We start from the raw sequence: 14,628 nt of genomic DNA, 5'->3' as shown, positions 1-14,628 counted from the left end.
AATTTTATGGTAAAGTACTTTGTCTTCTTATCGCTGGTTTTTTTGGTGCCATACTGCAATGCGCAACAGGTAATTCCATTATATCAAGGCAAAGTACCAAATTCTAAATCTGTAAAAAACGAAGAACAGAGGGTTGCTAATTCAGATGTAGATAGCCTTACTTCTAACGTATCTGTGCCTACCCTTTCTGTTTTTTTACCTCCAAAGGGCATGGCAAATGGAACTGCAGTTGTCATTTGTCCTGGTGGCGGCTATCATGTATTGCTTACCAAAAGAGAAGGTAGTGATGCAGCCAGAGCGTTTGCGAAAATGGGGGTAACGGCTTTTGTATTAAAGTACAGGTTGCCGAACGATAAAACAATGTTGGACAAGTCCATCGGGCCTCTGCAAGATGCGCAACAGGCAATTAAGATAGTGAGGAAGCGGGCTAAAGAATGGGGCATTGACCCCAAAAAGATAGGTATTCTGGGCTTTTCCGCAGGCGGTCATCTGGCCGCAACGGCGGGCACTCATTTTAACACCTTGGTTATAGAAAATGGGGAAGGGATTAGTGTTAGGCCAGATTTTATGCTACTTATAAATCCGGTCATTTCTTTTACCGACAAGATTGGTCATATTGGATCCAGAGACAATCTTCTTGGTCCTTCTCCAACAGAAGAAAAGATAAGGCTTTACTCTAATGAGTTGCAGGTAACAGCAGAAACGCCACCAACGATTTTAATTCATTCGGATGCTGACAAGGTGGTGCCTGTAGCTAATAGTGTTGAGTTTTACAGCGCTCTTAAAGAAAACAAGGTATCAGGAGAATTGCATATTTACGCAAAAGGAGAGCATGGTTTTTTAACTGCTCCTTCTTTTGATGAATGGTTTGGACGATGTATTTTCTGGATGAAAAGCATGTCTTTGATCTGAATAGTAAAAATAAAAAAGAATATTAGGATATATTTGCTGTATGTCATCACATCACATCATTCGGGAAAAACAAGAGCCGGCACTATATATCCACTATTTAGGGGCCTTTAATGAAGAATATTTAGGTCAGCTGCTGGAGTGGAGCCCAACTTTAATAGTTAGTGCTGCGGTTTATGAGAAAGCCATCAGTCTGGGTCTAAAAGTTGATATCGTCGTCAATTCAAATGATCAGGACTTTCAGGAAAATACCAAAGTAATTCATGCTAAATCGGAGGAATTAGATGCTGTTTTAGATTATTTGATTGCTGAAAAATACCCTGCAGTAAATGTTATTGATTCAAAAAGCGACTTAAGGGAGCTGGGAAGTTATATTGATGCGATAAACATTGTGGTATTTACTGAAACTGAAAAATCATACGCTATTAAATCGGGATTTAAAGTATGGAAACCCAAAGGCAGCATTTTTAATATTGAAGTTGTCTCTTATTTTGAAACAAGTAATTTAAAGCAAACAGAAAATAATGCTTTTGAGGTAATAAATGATGGTTTTGTGGAGTTCATATTCAACGTACCATATCTGTTTATTAGTGAGGTATTATAATTAGATAAAGAAGCTTTTATGATAATTTTAAGGAAAGCAAAAGAAGAGGATATTGCCACTATTCAGGATCTGGCAGATAGGACATGGCGAATTACGTATACCGAATATCTTTCAACCGAACAGATTGATTATATGTTAGAGAAAATGTATAACCGGGGAGAGTTGCTTTCGCAATTGGAGAAGGGGCATACATTTTTGATAGCTGAGGAAGATAATGAAGACCTGGGTTTTGCAGGGTTTTCGGTTATAGAGCCTGAAAGCCATGCTTATAAACTACATAAGTTATATGTTTTGCCGCAAACGCACGGGCGGGGTGTAGGTAAGCTATTGATAAACGAAGTTTTTAACCTGGTAAAAAGAGAAGGGGGCAAATCCCTTCAGTTAAATGTTAATAAGAACAATAAGGCTAAAGATTTTTATGAAAGAGCAGGTTTTATAATAAAAGAAACCGTTGTCCTTGATATCGGAAACGGTTTCGTTATGGATGACTATGTGATGGAAAAACCCATCTTATAGGCTTAGTTATTTTCCAGTTTAGGAATTCTTGTTGGCGTATCAATACCTTTTATAATGCTTATTGCACTCTTGGCAATACCTTTAATGGTCGACAATATATTGTCTGAATCAAGGGTGCTATATTCGTCTTTTACGGTGTGATAAAACTTATCGGTATCTATTTGATCCGTGCTTATCGTATGTGCCGGAACGCCAAGGGCGGCTAATGTTGCATTGTCGCTTCTATAGAACAGGTTTTGTTGTGGATAAGGGTCAGGGTGAAAAGTAAATTCTGTTCCCTTTAAGTTTTTCTGTAAGATCTGGCCAAAATCTGATTTATCATAGCCTGTTATGAATGCTGTGTTTTTACCAAACTTACTGTCCTTACCAATCATTTCTATATTAAACATGGCTGCAACATCATCCGGATTTAATTTTTCCGAGAAATGTCTGGCTCCAAAACCTCCAATCTCTTCTGCTGTAAAGGCTACAAATATTAGGGTGCGCTCGTTATTGTTTAACTTCTTGTAGTACTTGGCTAAAGCGATCATTGCTGTTGTGCCTGATGCATCATCATCTGCACCGTTTGCAATACTGTCTTGTCCATCAGCTTTAATAATCCCAAGGTGGTCATAATGACCCGAAAAGATTACTAATTCTTTGGCTTTAGATTTGCCAGGAATCATCCCTGCAACATTGAATAAAGGCATTTTTGCAAAAGAGTTCTTCAAGTCTACTTTAAAGTCGCTTGCTACAGTGTCCTTATCAAGGACAAAAACAAGAGCAGTTGACTTGGCATTTAAATCTTTTTCGTCCAATATGCTACCCTTGTCAAGATACCCTTTGATCCTGTTAAAGGCATCTGCAAATTTTGCATCAACCAATATCAACTGTTTCTTCCCGCTTCTGCTAATTGGTCTGAACTGATCCATAAAGGGTTTAGAGAGGTCAAGTTTTATCCATCCATCGCTGTTGGTGTTGTTAAAAGCTAGGCTTTCTGAAGTGTTTCCAAATACCAATATGTTTGCCGGATCAATGGTTGCACCATCAATTGTAACAGAGGTAGCCTCCGGTTTCAATTGATATTTGAAAAAGGATTGGCGATAACCATTTTCTCCTTCAAGAGGTTTTAGTCCAATACTTTTAAACTCCGATTCTATAAAAGTTGCAGCTTTGTCTATTCCTGGTGTAAATGTTCCTCTGCCCTGCATGTCATCACTGCTAAGGGTTTTGATTAGTCTGTCAACATAATCTTTTGTAATTATTTTATTGATGTCCTGTGCATTTGCCTGCTGTGCAATTAGAAGCACAAAAAAGAAGTAAAGAGCTTTTCTCATATATGTTAGTTTGAATTCAATGCGTTTTTTCTTCTGTTTATCTCTGTTGAAACACGTGTGTCATGAACGCCGTCGATAACAGTTATCTCATAGTCTTTGTCTTTATCAGATTCATATATCTGGGCAGTTTCTATATTTTCTACAGACCTGTCATATGGTCCTCTGCTGCTCATCAATTTAACAAAAACAGGTAAGCATTCAAAGAAAATAAATAACAAGCCAATAAACGTTATAGCGAGTGAAGTATTTACATCTTTTTTACCATTTGGACTAATACTTAACTGACCTAAGGCAGAGTTCCTGTCGGCAAAGCCTGCGATACTGGTTAAGCTATCCAGTTGTTTGCTGGTATATAGTTTTTCACTCATCAGGCCATCAAACTGCTTTCGGCCATCAACAAAATCTTCAAGTTTTCTAACACCCGCTGAAAGTGTGTCCAAATCTTGTTCCCGCTGTTTCAATTCTGCTTCTTTTCTTTTGGCGTATGGGCCATAGCCCATAATTCCGGAAGTTTCGGTTGTTTTGTTTCCAAAAATTTCGAAGTTTAGCTTTTGTCTATCTGTCTTAATCGCACTCTCCATAGAGTCTCGCTGAGCTTTAGTTTCTTTGAGTTTAGCCAGTTCAATTTTATACTTATTGCCAAAGGCAATGTTTAACGTGTCGATTTTAGAACGCTGATTGTTTAAATAAGTGACCTTTAAACGTTCCTTGATCTCCTTGTCGAATATTTTTAATTCCAGTGGACGCGATATGACAATCCCGATCATGATGGCTAATAAAATACGTGGAGTGGCCTGCAATAGCTGTTTGCCCGTGGAAGCACTTTTATTAATACTGGAGACTATATAGCGATCCATATTAAAAATAGCGAGCCCCCAAATTAAGCCGAAAAGAAAGGCAAAGGGGAGTGCTGTTGAATCTCCTTTAAAAACAAAATACATGGCATAACCACCAGAAAGTGCCGCAAACAATCCGGTAAAGAAAATTGTGGCTCCGATGCCCACATATTTATTGTGCTCCGTAGGATGTTTTTCCAGGGTAGCAATGTGTACTCCTGAACAAAACCAAAAGAAACGTGATATTGAATTCATGATGTTAAAGCCAAAGTTAGCAAAGACTTACTATTAAACGCCTGACACACTTAGTTGTTACAGTTATTCACTTTTTTGTAATGTTTCCTGCCACAATTATGGATACTTGCGTAACTTTATCTAAGTTTGAAAAAATCAAAATAATATGATTAAGGAAATAACGGTTGAAGAGCTTAAAGCAAAGATTGATAATAACGAAGATTTTCAATTGATCGATGTTAGGGAGCCATTTGAGTATGAAACATCAAACCTTAATGGGTTGAATATCCCTTTGGGAGGTATTTTAATTGAAGCAGATAAAGTTGCGACTGATAAACCCGTAATTATGCAATGCAGGAGTGGAAAAAGAAGTGCTGCGGCTGTAATGCAATTGGAACAGCAACTTGGTTTAACCAATTTGTATAACCTTAAAGGAGGCATTCTGGCATGGCAAGAGGCGTTTGATCCTGATATGCCTGTTTACTAGGATATGGGTAAGAAAATCGCTTTAAACGTTTTTTATAACCTGGGAGTTATCCTGTCGGGTTATGGGATATTTTGGGCTTTTAAAAATGAAAAATATCTATTCGTAGCCCTTTTTGTGGTTACTGCAGGGTTTTTTCTATATCAAAAGCTTCAGCTCATAAAAGAGATGAGAAGTAACCTTAAGAAGTAATAAAAAGACCTTCAGGAACACCTTCCAGGCCAAGACCTGGAAGGTGTTTTAATAAATATTTACCAGCTACCATTTCCGGAGCTTTGAAGGGGTTATTTTTGGTTAGCCATGGTCCATCCAGATCTGCCCAATCGCATAAAGGAGCAAGGGCAATTCCTGCCTGCGTGGCGCAAGATGTTTCGCTCATGCAACCAATCAGGATTTTCATTCCAAAAGAACGTGCCTTAAGGATCATTTGATGGGCCTCGTACATGCCGGCACTTTTCATCAGTTTTATATTTATGCCATGATAAGCACCTTTTAGTGCCTCCAGGTCTGATAAACGTTGTACGGCTTCGTCGGCTAGAATTGGGATAGGACTTCTACCCGTCAGCCAGGCATTCCCATCCATGTTGGTTTTATCCATCGGCTGTTCTATCAGCAAAGCCCCCTTGTCATGCAACCAATAAATCATATCTATAGCCTTGGCTTTGTCGTTCCAGCCCTGATTAGCATCAATATATAGAGGTAAATCACTTACACTTCTAATGGTATTGATAAGTTCTTTGTCGTTTTCTCTGCCGAGTTTTATTTTTAGCACTTTAAAGCCTTCGGCATCAGCAACTTTTTCTCTTAAAACTTCTGGGGTATCTATACCAATGGTATAAGAAGTTAGCGGCATTTTTAGCGGATCTGCACCGTAGATTTCATAACATGGTTTATTTAAAATCTTACCATTTATGTCATTCAAGGCAATATCTATAGCTGCTTTTATAGCAGGGTGACCGCTTTCAATGTCATCAAGATATTCTATAATTTCACTGAAATTAAAAGGATAGGTAAATCTTTTCCAATCCACCTTGTTTAAAAAGGCAGTTGCACTTTCTACACTTTCGCCCATGTAAGGAACCATTGATGCTTCTCCATATCCATCAATTCCTTCGTACGTAAGCTTTATCAGCATAACCGGAGTGCTTGTTCTTGAGAATTTAGCAATAGAGAATGGATGTTTTAATTCCAGTTGATATGGTTTTGCGTTTACCTGCATGAGCTAAAAAAGCGTTAAGTAATATCAAAGTTAAAAAAATAGGAGCTGCTGCTAATGTAAAAATAATATGCCTAATATTGCGCCTTGTATGAATAGCACAATATATCAACCGTTTAAAAACTTCGATTTTAAGTATAAAAACTGCTTTCTTAGTGGAGATACATTTTCTACGCCCGTAACAGAGATCGGGATTTTGCCAGAGTGGCTTTTAAAAGTGGCCAACTTTAGTGGAGAGGAGCAGATTAAACTACTTGATGAGAGTATTCGTTCATACAATACCTTGAAAGTTCCTTGTAATCAGGAAGTTTTAACTCATTTCATCGAGCCATTGGAAGAGAAAATCCATAATGCTTTTTTAGCGGGATATGAAGCTGTTTCAAAACTTGAAGAGGTTGAGCTGTTCAGGTGGATCGGTAAGTTCATGTATAGCCTTATTTATGTAGAAATGCATGCAGCTGTTCGTCAGCAACAATTAAGTGCTGATGGAGTAAATATGTCTCAAGGGCTGATGCATAAATTCGGGAATCTGCATACCATGATTCAGGGAATCTATACTGATGTGGTATTTGAAGATTTTACACCCTGGTCAATTGTTCTGGTTCCCTTGGAGCAACATGATACCGCCTTTAGTTTTAGGGATGAAATCAATACGATGACTTTTTCTTTGAAATTGAAGGACTTTGGTATTATTGCCTGCCTGCAAGATAATGGAACGAATAAAAGATACCATCAGGAATTGCTGGATCAGATTGGAGACTCAGTGTTATCACCGCAGCAATTTGAAGAGCTCTGCGCGAGGTTTTTTTATTCGGCATATTTATTTAACAGGTTGCCGGAATATGCAATATTACCGGTTGAAGGATCTATTTATATTGATGCGATGCCATTAAGGGGGACTTTGAATAAAGCTCTTTTTGATCATTGGCAACATAAAACCTATGCTCAGGTATTACAGGATTTTTGGAAGCCATGGGATCACACACTTTTCGAAATCATTAAAGACCCAACAAATCCAATCAGCTATTTTAATCCATCTAGCTTACCATCTACTACTTAACCTATTTTTGCCATCAGCTGACTTAAGAAGTGAGGGATTGCTCCTGGAACAATTAGGACGGTAACAATTAAACCTGCAAGTGCGCCGAAAAAGTGTGCATCGTGGTTGATATTGTCTCTAGATTGTCTGGACGCATACACACAATACAACAGGTATAGTGGGCCAAATATGATTGCCCATATTGGAATAGGCAGGGGAAATATGATCATAGAAGAAAACGGTTGAAATAGAATGTAGCTGAACAATACAGCGCTTATTGCTCCTGATGCGCCCAAACTATTGTACCACATGTCGTTTTTATGTTTTATGACTGATGGTATGTCGCTTAAAATTAAGCCCATAAAATAGACTACACCAAATTGCCATGAACCTATCATCGCCTCGAGTTGAAATGCGAAGAAAAAGAAGGTCATCATGTTAAAAATCAAGTGCATCCAATCGGCGTGAATTAATCCACTTGTTACCAGGGTATAAACCTTATGCTTGCGGGACACACTATACGGGTGTAACATGAACTTACCGAATAACCCAGGGTCATTGAATGCGTATATACTTGTTATAATAGTAAAAACAAAAATTATTGAGGCTACGGGTGTATGCTGAAGGTATTCCATTCTTATTTAAGGATTAATTTAGTGTCTTTTACCAGACGGGCAATGGGGTATCGGCAGTGCGTTTTTTCGTAATAATCAGAATTTTTATAGACAAAGTCAAGCTGTGCCTCAGCTTTTTTACCTAAACTGCTGTCTTTGGCCTTTTGAGCCTCAAGTTTTTTCTTTAGCTCGGGATTTTGCTTTAAAAGTTCTGCAGCAGTATCCTCAAAAACGTAAGCACTAAAATGCTCTTTCATTCCTAGTATTGCATCAAAGAAATTCCAGTTAAAGAAGGAATCCATTGCTTGCGGCTCAAGCGTTTCAATGACATATCTGTTAACAGGCTGGTTTGTATAAACCACATAGTCGCCTTCGTAAAACTGTAAAGTCTGTTTTACAGGATTCACTTTTACATTAGAATGCAGGTAGTGCCCTTCAAATGGACTGCTTACTGTTTTGTAGTCAGTGATGTAATAAGACTCAATGTCGATTTGAGTATCTTTCTGCAGTTGCTGTACTTTTACATTGTTGAGCTTTAGAAGGCCAATTATTTTGTCCCAAGCCTTTGGGATAACGTACGCAAGCGGCTTTGTAATGGTAACGGATGGCTGATAAGTATTCCAGTACTTTATGGTTTTGGTGTAAGGCTCATTTCTGTCGTAATACAGGCGATCTAACCCGCTTACCTCACTTGGTTTTTGCTTTGCGGTATACCCTTTAAACTCCAGATCTTCTGCCAGATTTTCATTGAGTTTCCATTCTATAGGGAATGCCGTTTGTTTTGCAATCTCTTCATCAGCTTTTCGCTTATTCTCTCCGATTACTTTTGCATCGCGAACTACTATGTCGATATAGATCTGCAAAAGCCGATATGTTGCATCAACCCTCTTATCATAATCTTTCAGCATATGGGTTTCCGGCATAAAGCCAATCGTATTGTGCAGCGTTGTGTATCCGGTAGAGTACCTTGCCGATTCTAAAAAGCCTGTGATTCCTGCATCTGGTGTTTCTTCAACAGAATTTACATAAGGGATCATTTCATAACCAGCTTTTTTCATTCCTGCATATAGAGATGGTAACATGGTTCTAGTCATGTATCCAGATAAGATAGGGTTTAGCTTGTCTTTATGAGTTGGAATAAGTGTCATTACATATTGATAATCTGCACCATTACTTGTGTGTGTATCTACGAATATTTCTGGTTGCCATATATTAAAGATTTCCTGAAAGGAGTACGAATTCTTAGAATCTGTTTTTATGAAATCTCTGTTCAGGTCGTAATTTTTACTGTTTCCCCTAAAGCCGTAAGCCACAGGGCCATTCTGGTTTGCCCTGGATGTACCTGTTCGGTTAAAGCTACCATCTATATTGTAAACAGGGATGAGGCAGATTACAACGTCTTTAGGTAGTAAGTTCCCTTTTAATAAATCTCTGGCCAGCATCATGCTGGCATCTATACCTTCGGGCTCTCCCGGGTGTATGCCATTGTTTATTAGTAAAATACGCTTGTTACTTTTTCTAATGGCAATGGGGTCAAATATTTTGTCTTTTGATAAAACCAAAAGATGCAGGGGTTTGCCAAAGTCAGTGTTCCCATAGGCAAATAACTTAGCCTGTTCATACGCCTTATCTAATTGTTCATAGTGTTTAATGGCTTCATAATAAGTTGCAGTTTCTTTTTTGCCGCTTAATTCGTACGGCGTTAATTGTGCTGATGTATCCATTGCTATTAATAAAAGTAAGATGATGAGGTAGGGCTTCATTAGCGTGGGGAAAATACCGGTTTAATACAGTGTTTTTGTGGAAAGTCCCATTGGTCCAAATTGATACCTGATACCGATAGTAAAATAAGTGTAAATGTCTGTATGGGAAGTTTCTTCTCTTCCATCTAAACCTCCATCAAGGCTAATGGTGCTTTGATAGTTTGCATTGATCCCATATCTATAATAGCCGGCTTTATTAGGAAAGTAATAAGTGTATCCAATATTAAGAGGTACAATGATGTCTTTCGTTTTCGGGGTTTCGGCGCCGCTTATGTTATTTAATATACCTCCCAAACCAGCACCCATATATAACCCTTTTATCGTGTTAGAAAAACCATTTCTTTTATAGTCAATTAAAGCGCCCAGGTAGAGTTTTGCATTAATTGTTAATGATTTGTAAGCGTTAACAAATTGTGGTTTCTCAAAGGTAGGATCTCTGCTTTCACCTTTAATCCGACCTATCTGTCCTTCTCCGCCGAGACTAATGAAAGGGGTAAAAAAGAATTCGCCAACACCGTAAATAGATTTTCCAAATTTGTACTTTTCATAGTCTGTAAACGATTGGGTAAGACCGCCGCCGCCACCCAGGCTAAGTTTGTAAAAGTTAGACTGCGCTGCAGCGGTTAAACAAAGTAAAAGAGCCAGGATTGAGGTAAATATTGCTTTCAAAGTTTCTTCTTTAAGTTTCGAACCTATTTAGTAATCTTATATATAACTTTGTTTTTTCTATATGAATATGCTAAAATATCAAAATAATAACAAAACACTTCAAGGTAGGTTCACAAAGTACGTTCAAATCGATACACAATCAGACCCATTATCTGAAACCACGCCATCAACAGTCAAGCAAAAGGACCTGGGAAAGGTTCTTGTAGAAGAACTTTTGGAAATGGGAGTTACAGACGCACATCTTGATGATTTTGGCTATGTGTACGCAACGATACCTTCCACTACAGAAAAAAAGGTTCCTGTAATCTGTTTCTGCTCTCACATGGATACTTCTCCTGATTGTAGCGGTAAAAATGTGAAACCCATTATTCATTCCAATTATCAAGGACAGGATCTGATACTTCCTGATGATGAATCAATCATTTTAAAAATGGAAGAACATCCAGATTTAAAAGATCAGATAGGGAATGATATAATTACCGCAAGCGGAACAACACTTCTTGGAGCAGATAACAAAGCCGGGCTTGCCGAGATCATGGAAGCAGCATCCTTTTTAATATTGCATCCTGAAATTAAACACGGAAAAATCAGGATCCTGTTTACGCCTGATGAAGAGATTGGTCGCGGTGTAGATAAAGCAGACTTGAAAAAGCTAGGTGCCGATTTTGCATATACGATTGATGGCGAAACTTTAGGTTCAATAGAAGATGAAACATTTTCTGCCGATGGAGCTGTACTAACCATAAATGGTGTGAGTACGCATCCGGGTTTTGCTAAAGGAAAAATGGAAAGCGCAATAAAGATCTTGTCTGATGTAATTAGTGCACTGCCTGCAGATTGTCTTTCTCCTGAATCGACAGAACTTAAAGAAGGTTTTATTCATCCTGTTACATTTGGAGGAAGCGTTGAGCAGGCCGAGGCTCGCTTTATTCTTCGTGCTTTTAATGATGAAGAATTAAGTGCCAATGGAGAATTATTGGATGCCACAGTTCAAAATATTATTGAAGATTTTCCAAACTCTACTTATGAACTAAAAATAACTCCTCAGTACCGTAATATGAAACAGGTATTGGATCAATATCCTCAGGTAATTGAATATGGTATTGAAGCTATTAAAAGGGCAGGAATTGTACCTAAGCAACAAAGTATCAGAGGTGGTACTGATGGTTCACGCCTTTCATTTATGGGCTTGCCTTGTCCTAATATTTTTGCCGGAGAGCACGCTTTTCATGGTAAACAAGAATGGGCATCGGTACAAGACATGGAGAAAGCAGTTCAAACTATTGTAAATATTGCTTCCATTTGGGAAGAAAAAGCTTAAGCTAATGGGGTAAACGGGTTTTTAATAATCCGTAAACAAAGGTGCCCAATAGCGAGCCAAATATTACCACTATCATAACCAGGTAGCCTTGTCCGAGCAGCACAAAAACTGGTCCCGGACAAGCACCTGTAAGTGCCCATCCCAATCCAAAAATAGTGCCGCCAAATAAGTATCGGCGCCATGATTTTTCCTTATCTGTAAATGAAATTGGCTTTCCTTCAACATCACGGGATTTCATTTTTTTCATTAACCAAACCGCAATTACACCTGTAATTACAGCAGTGCCCATAATGCCAAACATATGGAATGATTGGAACCGGAACATTTCCTGAATGCGATACCAGGATATGGCTTCTGATTTACTCATAATAATGCCAAACAGCGTGCCGGCAAGGATGTATTTAACTGATTTCATCATGAGTTAATGATTAAAATAGAAGTGGAAAAATTAAGTGAGTCATCACCAGGCCGCCAATAAAGAAGCCGATAACTGCAATAAGCGAAGGAATTTGCAGGTTAGACAACCCGCTAATGGCATGACCTGAAGTACAACCGCCTGCATAACGTGTTCCAAAACCGATTAAAAAACCTCCTCCAAGAAAAATCAGCAGTCCTTTTCCTGTTGCCAGAAAATCCCAGTTAAATAATTGCGAAGGCACAATGTTTCCGTCGAACTGAATATTAAGCTTTTGAAGATCCTGAATTGTTGCCTGCGATAAATTTAAAGGAACATCCGACTGAAGCCAGTTCGCAGAAATGAAACCGCCAATTACGGAGCCAATCAGGAAAAGTAAGTTCCATCGCTGTGCTTTCCAGTCAAAATTAAAAAAGCTTACCCATTTCCCCGCTCCCAGCATGCTGCACATGGTTCGCAGGTTTGATGAAAAGCCAAAGGATTTCCCGAAAAAGATCAGAATTACCATTATAAAACTGATAGCCAGGCCTGATGTATACCATGGCCATGGTTGTTTAATAAGTTCAAGCATACTATTTATTTGCTTAATGTTAACCGTGCTAAATATTGATCGTGATCGTCTTCAAAAATTATTTCGGCATCCCAGCCAGATTGCTGAGCAAGATCTTTGAGTGTCTTTTGGTCTACATACACCCATTTAAACCAATTGCCTTTAATGCTTTTATATTCGTATCTGAAACTCACCTCTCCATAATAGCCGTTAAGAGGAAAGGGTATTTCCTGGTAGAGATATGATAGGTCGGAACTATCAAATACCAATTGGCCGCCAGGCTTTAGCAGGTGTTTAACGTGCTTTAAAAAAGCTCTCAGTCCTGCAATTGATCCTGTAAGGCCAATGCCGTTCATCATAAAAAGTAGCGTGTCGTAAGTATCTTCTTTATAAGTAAGTATGTTTCCTTCGATGGCTTGTTTTAATCCCCGTTGTCGCATAATGGTTACAGCAGGAGCAGAGATGTCCATTCCGGTAACATTTAATCCGCGTTTTTGCAAAATGAGGGCGTGGCTACCCACTCCAGCACCAACATCAAGTATCTTTCCCTTACATAGTTCTAAAGCCTTAAGCTCCAGTTCCGGCATTTCATCTTCACCTCTAAAGTAAACATCTACCGGCATTTCCTCCGGTTCATCATAAGAGTTATGTACCCATAAAGTTTCAGCGGGTGGTTTTGTAAATTGATCTTTTAAAGCTGCACCGAAAACATCCATAAAGGCAAAGATAAAAACCTTTGCCTGTTATAATTGAAACTCCTGATGATATTCGGGAATGTTTACACTTTTAAAACCATTGCTGATTATACGTTGCGCAAATTTTTGTTGTACTTCATATTCCCCATGAACAAGAAATAGCTGTTTAACTTTTAAGGGGTCTTGTACCGACAAAAATTGTAATAGATCTTCATAATCACCATGTGCGCTCATGGATTTTATAGAACGGACCTCGGCTTGCACATCATATTCCTGACCAAATAGCCACACCCTTTTTTGCCCGGCAATTAACCTGCCGGCTAAGGAATTGGCCGTTGCATAACCGACCATTAAAATGGTGTTTTTGCGATCGGTGATGTTGTTTCTGATGTGGTGTCTGACCCTGCCGCCCTCTGCCATTCCGGATGAGGATATAATCACGCAAGGGCGATCATCACTATTCAGCGCTTTGGATTCCTCAACGCTCTCTATAAATTTTAAACCTTTGAAATCGAAGATATCGTGGTCTACTTTGAAAACCTCTTTAACACCGTTGTTGTATACTTCAGGATGGTCTTTTAACACCTGAGTCGCCTCAAGTGAAAGAGGACTGTCTACATAATATCGAACAGCTGGTAATTGGTTTTTAAGCTCCAGTCCATTTAGTGCATAAAGCAGTTCCTGAGTACGACCGACACTAAAAGCCGGTATAATTACTTTCCCTTTCTTAACCTCGCATGTATTCTTGATAATTTGCAATAGCATGTTTTCTATTGGCTCCAGATCTACATGCAGGGAATCGCCATATGTAGATTCCATGATGATATAATCGGCTTGAGGAAATGTTTGCGGGCTTTTTAGCAGCAAATCACCATAGCGGCCTACGTCTCCGCTAAACGTGATATGCGTTATCTTACCATCTTCAGTTATTTTTAGATGCACAGCTGCGCTGCCAACAATGTGTCCTGCATCGGTAAAGCGCAGGGTCATGTTAGGGTCTATCTCAAAATCCTGATCATATGAAACCGTTTTAAACAGACTAAGCGTTTTGTTAACGTCCTTGTCTGTGTACAGCGGCATTTCCTGATCTTCTACGCGCTTAATTTTTCTGTTTGCATATTCTGCATCCTGCATTTGTATTTTGGCAGAATCCAGCAATAAAATCCTTGCCAGATCACGTGTTGCCGGAGTGCAATATATAGGACCATTAAAACCTTCCGAGACCAACTTTGGCAGCAATCCGCAATGGTCGATGTGTGCATGAGATAAAATCATGTAGGTAACCTTTGCCGGATCAAAGCCGAAGGATTCATTTAAGCCCTCTGTAATGTCGCCCATGCCTTGAAAAAGGCCGCAGTCTAATAAAATTTGAGTCTCGTTATTTAGGGTAATAAGGTGTTTACTACCAGTTACAGCACGTGCTGCACCATGAAAAGCAATCTTCATT

17 protein-coding genes are annotated in these 14,628 nt (G+C 38.9%); 7 read left to right on the top strand and 10 right to left on the bottom strand.

The genetic code is table 11. The annotated features are described in order from the left end of the window. The first annotated feature begins 6 nt into the window (after positions 1-6). The 3 genes from N824_RS25600 to N824_RS25590 are packed head-to-tail and all read left to right on the top strand — an operon-like array spanning position 7 to position 2,029. Positions 7-912 carry an alpha/beta hydrolase gene (locus N824_RS25600; RefSeq protein WP_048907962.1) on the top strand — a complete coding sequence of 302 codons (906 nt, stop codon included), beginning with the start codon at positions 7-9 and terminating at the stop codon, positions 910-912. Positions 913-952: 40 nt separating this feature from the next. After that, the gene (locus N824_RS25595; RefSeq protein ID WP_048907961.1) at positions 953-1,513 is read left to right on the top strand and encodes a hypothetical protein; all 561 of its coding nucleotides are present in this window, start codon (positions 953-955) and stop codon (positions 1,511-1,513) included. An 18-nt stretch (positions 1,514-1,531) separates the two neighbouring features. Continuing rightward, positions 1,532-2,029, top strand: a complete 498-nt coding sequence (locus N824_RS25590; protein ID WP_048907960.1) for a GNAT family N-acetyltransferase — start codon at positions 1,532-1,534, stop codon at positions 2,027-2,029. 2 nt (positions 2,030-2,031) lie between these two features. Here the strand turns inward: N824_RS25590 and N824_RS25585 are convergent, their stop codons facing one another. Both N824_RS25585 and N824_RS25580 read right to left on the bottom strand, forming a co-directional pair. Continuing rightward, entirely contained in the window at positions 2,032-3,345 is a 1,314-nt protein-coding gene (locus tag N824_RS25585; RefSeq protein ID WP_048907959.1) for a M20/M25/M40 family metallo-hydrolase, read from the bottom strand. A 5-nt stretch (positions 3,346-3,350) separates the two neighbouring features. Further along, complete coding sequence (locus N824_RS25580) at positions 3,351-4,436, bottom strand: DUF4407 domain-containing protein (protein WP_048907958.1); 1,086 nt, start codon at positions 4,434-4,436, stop codon at positions 3,351-3,353. Positions 4,437-4,584: 148 nt separating this feature from the next. On the opposite strand from N824_RS25580, the gene N824_RS25575 reads away from it, so the two are divergent. Further along, complete coding sequence (locus N824_RS25575) at positions 4,585-4,902, top strand: rhodanese-like domain-containing protein (RefSeq protein WP_048908338.1); 318 nt, start codon at positions 4,585-4,587, stop codon at positions 4,900-4,902. Positions 4,903-4,905: 3 nt separating this feature from the next. Beyond that, positions 4,906-5,091 carry a DUF6358 family protein gene (locus tag N824_RS25570; RefSeq protein WP_048907957.1) on the top strand — a complete coding sequence of 62 codons (186 nt, stop codon included), beginning with the start codon at positions 4,906-4,908 and terminating at the stop codon, positions 5,089-5,091. On the opposite strand, the gene N824_RS25565 is transcribed toward N824_RS25570, so the two are convergent. Beyond that, positions 5,081-6,118, bottom strand: coding sequence for a dipeptide epimerase (locus N824_RS25565; protein ID WP_048907956.1), 1,038 nt, complete (start codon positions 6,116-6,118; stop codon positions 5,081-5,083). The two genes, N824_RS25570 and N824_RS25565, sit on opposite strands and share 11 nt — an antisense overlap. Positions 6,119-6,206: 88 nt before the next feature. On the opposite strand from N824_RS25565, the gene N824_RS25560 reads away from it, so the two are divergent. Next, positions 6,207-7,175: a hypothetical protein gene (locus tag N824_RS25560; RefSeq protein ID WP_048907955.1), complete on the top strand. Its 969-nt coding sequence runs from the start codon at positions 6,207-6,209 to the stop codon at positions 7,173-7,175. Here the strand turns inward: N824_RS25560 and N824_RS25555 are convergent. Genes N824_RS25555 through N824_RS25545 form a run of 3 tightly spaced genes read right to left on the bottom strand, consistent with a single transcriptional unit; the run spans position 7,172 to position 10,200 of the window. Beyond that, entirely contained in the window at positions 7,172-7,789 is a 618-nt protein-coding gene (locus N824_RS25555) for a rhomboid family intramembrane serine protease (RefSeq protein ID WP_048907954.1), read from the bottom strand. The two genes, N824_RS25560 and N824_RS25555, sit on opposite strands and share 4 nt — an antisense overlap. Before the next feature lie 2 nt (positions 7,790-7,791). After that, the gene (locus N824_RS25550; protein WP_235207303.1) at positions 7,792-9,492 is read right to left on the bottom strand and encodes a M14 family metallopeptidase; all 1,701 of its coding nucleotides are present in this window, start codon (positions 9,490-9,492) and stop codon (positions 7,792-7,794) included. Between the two features lie 60 nt (positions 9,493-9,552). Continuing rightward, positions 9,553-10,200, bottom strand: a complete 648-nt coding sequence (locus tag N824_RS25545; protein WP_048907952.1) for a hypothetical protein — start codon at positions 10,198-10,200, stop codon at positions 9,553-9,555. Between the two features lie 67 nt (positions 10,201-10,267). Here N824_RS25545 and pepT point away from each other — a divergent pair, with 67 nt between their 5' ends. After that, a complete protein-coding gene (gene pepT, locus N824_RS25540) occupies positions 10,268-11,521 on the top strand; it encodes a peptidase T (protein ID WP_048908337.1) in 1,254 nt (417 codons plus the stop codon). Position 11,522: 1 nt separating this feature from the next. Here pepT and N824_RS25535 read toward each other — a convergent pair whose 3' ends face one another. The 4 genes from N824_RS25535 to N824_RS25520 are packed head-to-tail and all read right to left on the bottom strand — an operon-like array spanning position 11,523 to position 14,627. Continuing rightward, on the bottom strand, positions 11,523-11,939 hold the full coding sequence (locus N824_RS25535; RefSeq protein ID WP_200869939.1) for a DUF6691 family protein: 417 nt from the start codon (positions 11,937-11,939) through the stop codon (positions 11,523-11,525). Between the two features lie 10 nt (positions 11,940-11,949). Next, the gene (locus N824_RS25530; RefSeq protein WP_048907950.1) at positions 11,950-12,507 is read right to left on the bottom strand and encodes a YeeE/YedE family protein; all 558 of its coding nucleotides are present in this window, start codon (positions 12,505-12,507) and stop codon (positions 11,950-11,952) included. A gap of 5 nt (positions 12,508-12,512) precedes the next feature. Then, positions 12,513-13,202: a bifunctional 2-polyprenyl-6-hydroxyphenol methylase/3-demethylubiquinol 3-O-methyltransferase UbiG gene (locus N824_RS25525; protein WP_048907949.1), complete on the bottom strand. Its 690-nt coding sequence runs from the start codon at positions 13,200-13,202 to the stop codon at positions 12,513-12,515. A gap of 27 nt (positions 13,203-13,229) precedes the next feature. Continuing rightward, entirely contained in the window at positions 13,230-14,627 is a 1,398-nt protein-coding gene (locus tag N824_RS25520) for an MBL fold metallo-hydrolase RNA specificity domain-containing protein (protein ID WP_048907948.1), read from the bottom strand. Position 14,628: the final 1 nt, after the last annotated feature.

The sequence above is a fragment of the Pedobacter sp. V48 genome (assembly GCF_000523515.1).
Taxonomy (GTDB): Bacteria; Bacteroidota; Bacteroidia; order Sphingobacteriales; family Sphingobacteriaceae; genus Pedobacter.
The sequence above is the reverse complement of the archived record's forward strand: the minus strand, read 5'-3'. Positions and strand labels throughout refer to the sequence as shown.

Bases quoted from the DNA above. Each gene is read 5' to 3' on its own strand.
- N824_RS25600 (WP_048907962.1), top strand. From the start codon at position 7: ATGGTAAAGTACTTTGTCTTCTTATCGCTGGTTTTTTTGGTGCCATAC.
- N824_RS25595 (WP_048907961.1), top strand. From the start codon at position 953: ATGTCATCACATCACATCATTCGGGAAAAACAAGAGCCGGCACTATAT.
- N824_RS25590 (WP_048907960.1), top strand. From the start codon at position 1,532: ATGATAATTTTAAGGAAAGCAAAAGAAGAGGATATTGCCACTATTCAG.
- N824_RS25585 (WP_048907959.1), bottom strand. From the start codon at position 3,345: ATGAGAAAAGCTCTTTACTTCTTTTTTGTGCTTCTAATTGCACAGCAG.
- N824_RS25580 (WP_048907958.1), bottom strand. From the start codon at position 4,436: ATGAATTCAATATCACGTTTCTTTTGGTTTTGTTCAGGAGTACACATT.
- N824_RS25570 (WP_048907957.1), top strand. From the start codon at position 4,906: ATGGGTAAGAAAATCGCTTTAAACGTTTTTTATAACCTGGGAGTTATC.
- N824_RS25565 (WP_048907956.1), bottom strand. From the start codon at position 6,118: ATGCAGGTAAACGCAAAACCATATCAACTGGAATTAAAACATCCATTC.
- N824_RS25560 (WP_048907955.1), top strand. From the start codon at position 6,207: ATGAATAGCACAATATATCAACCGTTTAAAAACTTCGATTTTAAGTAT.
- N824_RS25555 (WP_048907954.1), bottom strand. From the start codon at position 7,789: ATGGAATACCTTCAGCATACACCCGTAGCCTCAATAATTTTTGTTTTT.
- N824_RS25550 (WP_235207303.1), bottom strand. From the start codon at position 9,492: ATGGATACATCAGCACAATTAACGCCGTACGAATTAAGCGGCAAAAAA.
- pepT (WP_048908337.1), top strand. From the start codon at position 10,268: ATGCTAAAATATCAAAATAATAACAAAACACTTCAAGGTAGGTTCACA.
- N824_RS25535 (WP_200869939.1), bottom strand. From the start codon at position 11,939: ATGATGAAATCAGTTAAATACATCCTTGCCGGCACGCTGTTTGGCATT.
- N824_RS25530 (WP_048907950.1), bottom strand. From the start codon at position 12,507: ATGCTTGAACTTATTAAACAACCATGGCCATGGTATACATCAGGCCTG.
- N824_RS25525 (WP_048907949.1), bottom strand. From the start codon at position 13,202: ATGGATGTTTTCGGTGCAGCTTTAAAAGATCAATTTACAAAACCACCC.
- N824_RS25520 (WP_048907948.1), bottom strand. From the start codon at position 14,627: ATGAAGATTGCTTTTCATGGTGCAGCACGTGCTGTAACTGGTAGTAAA.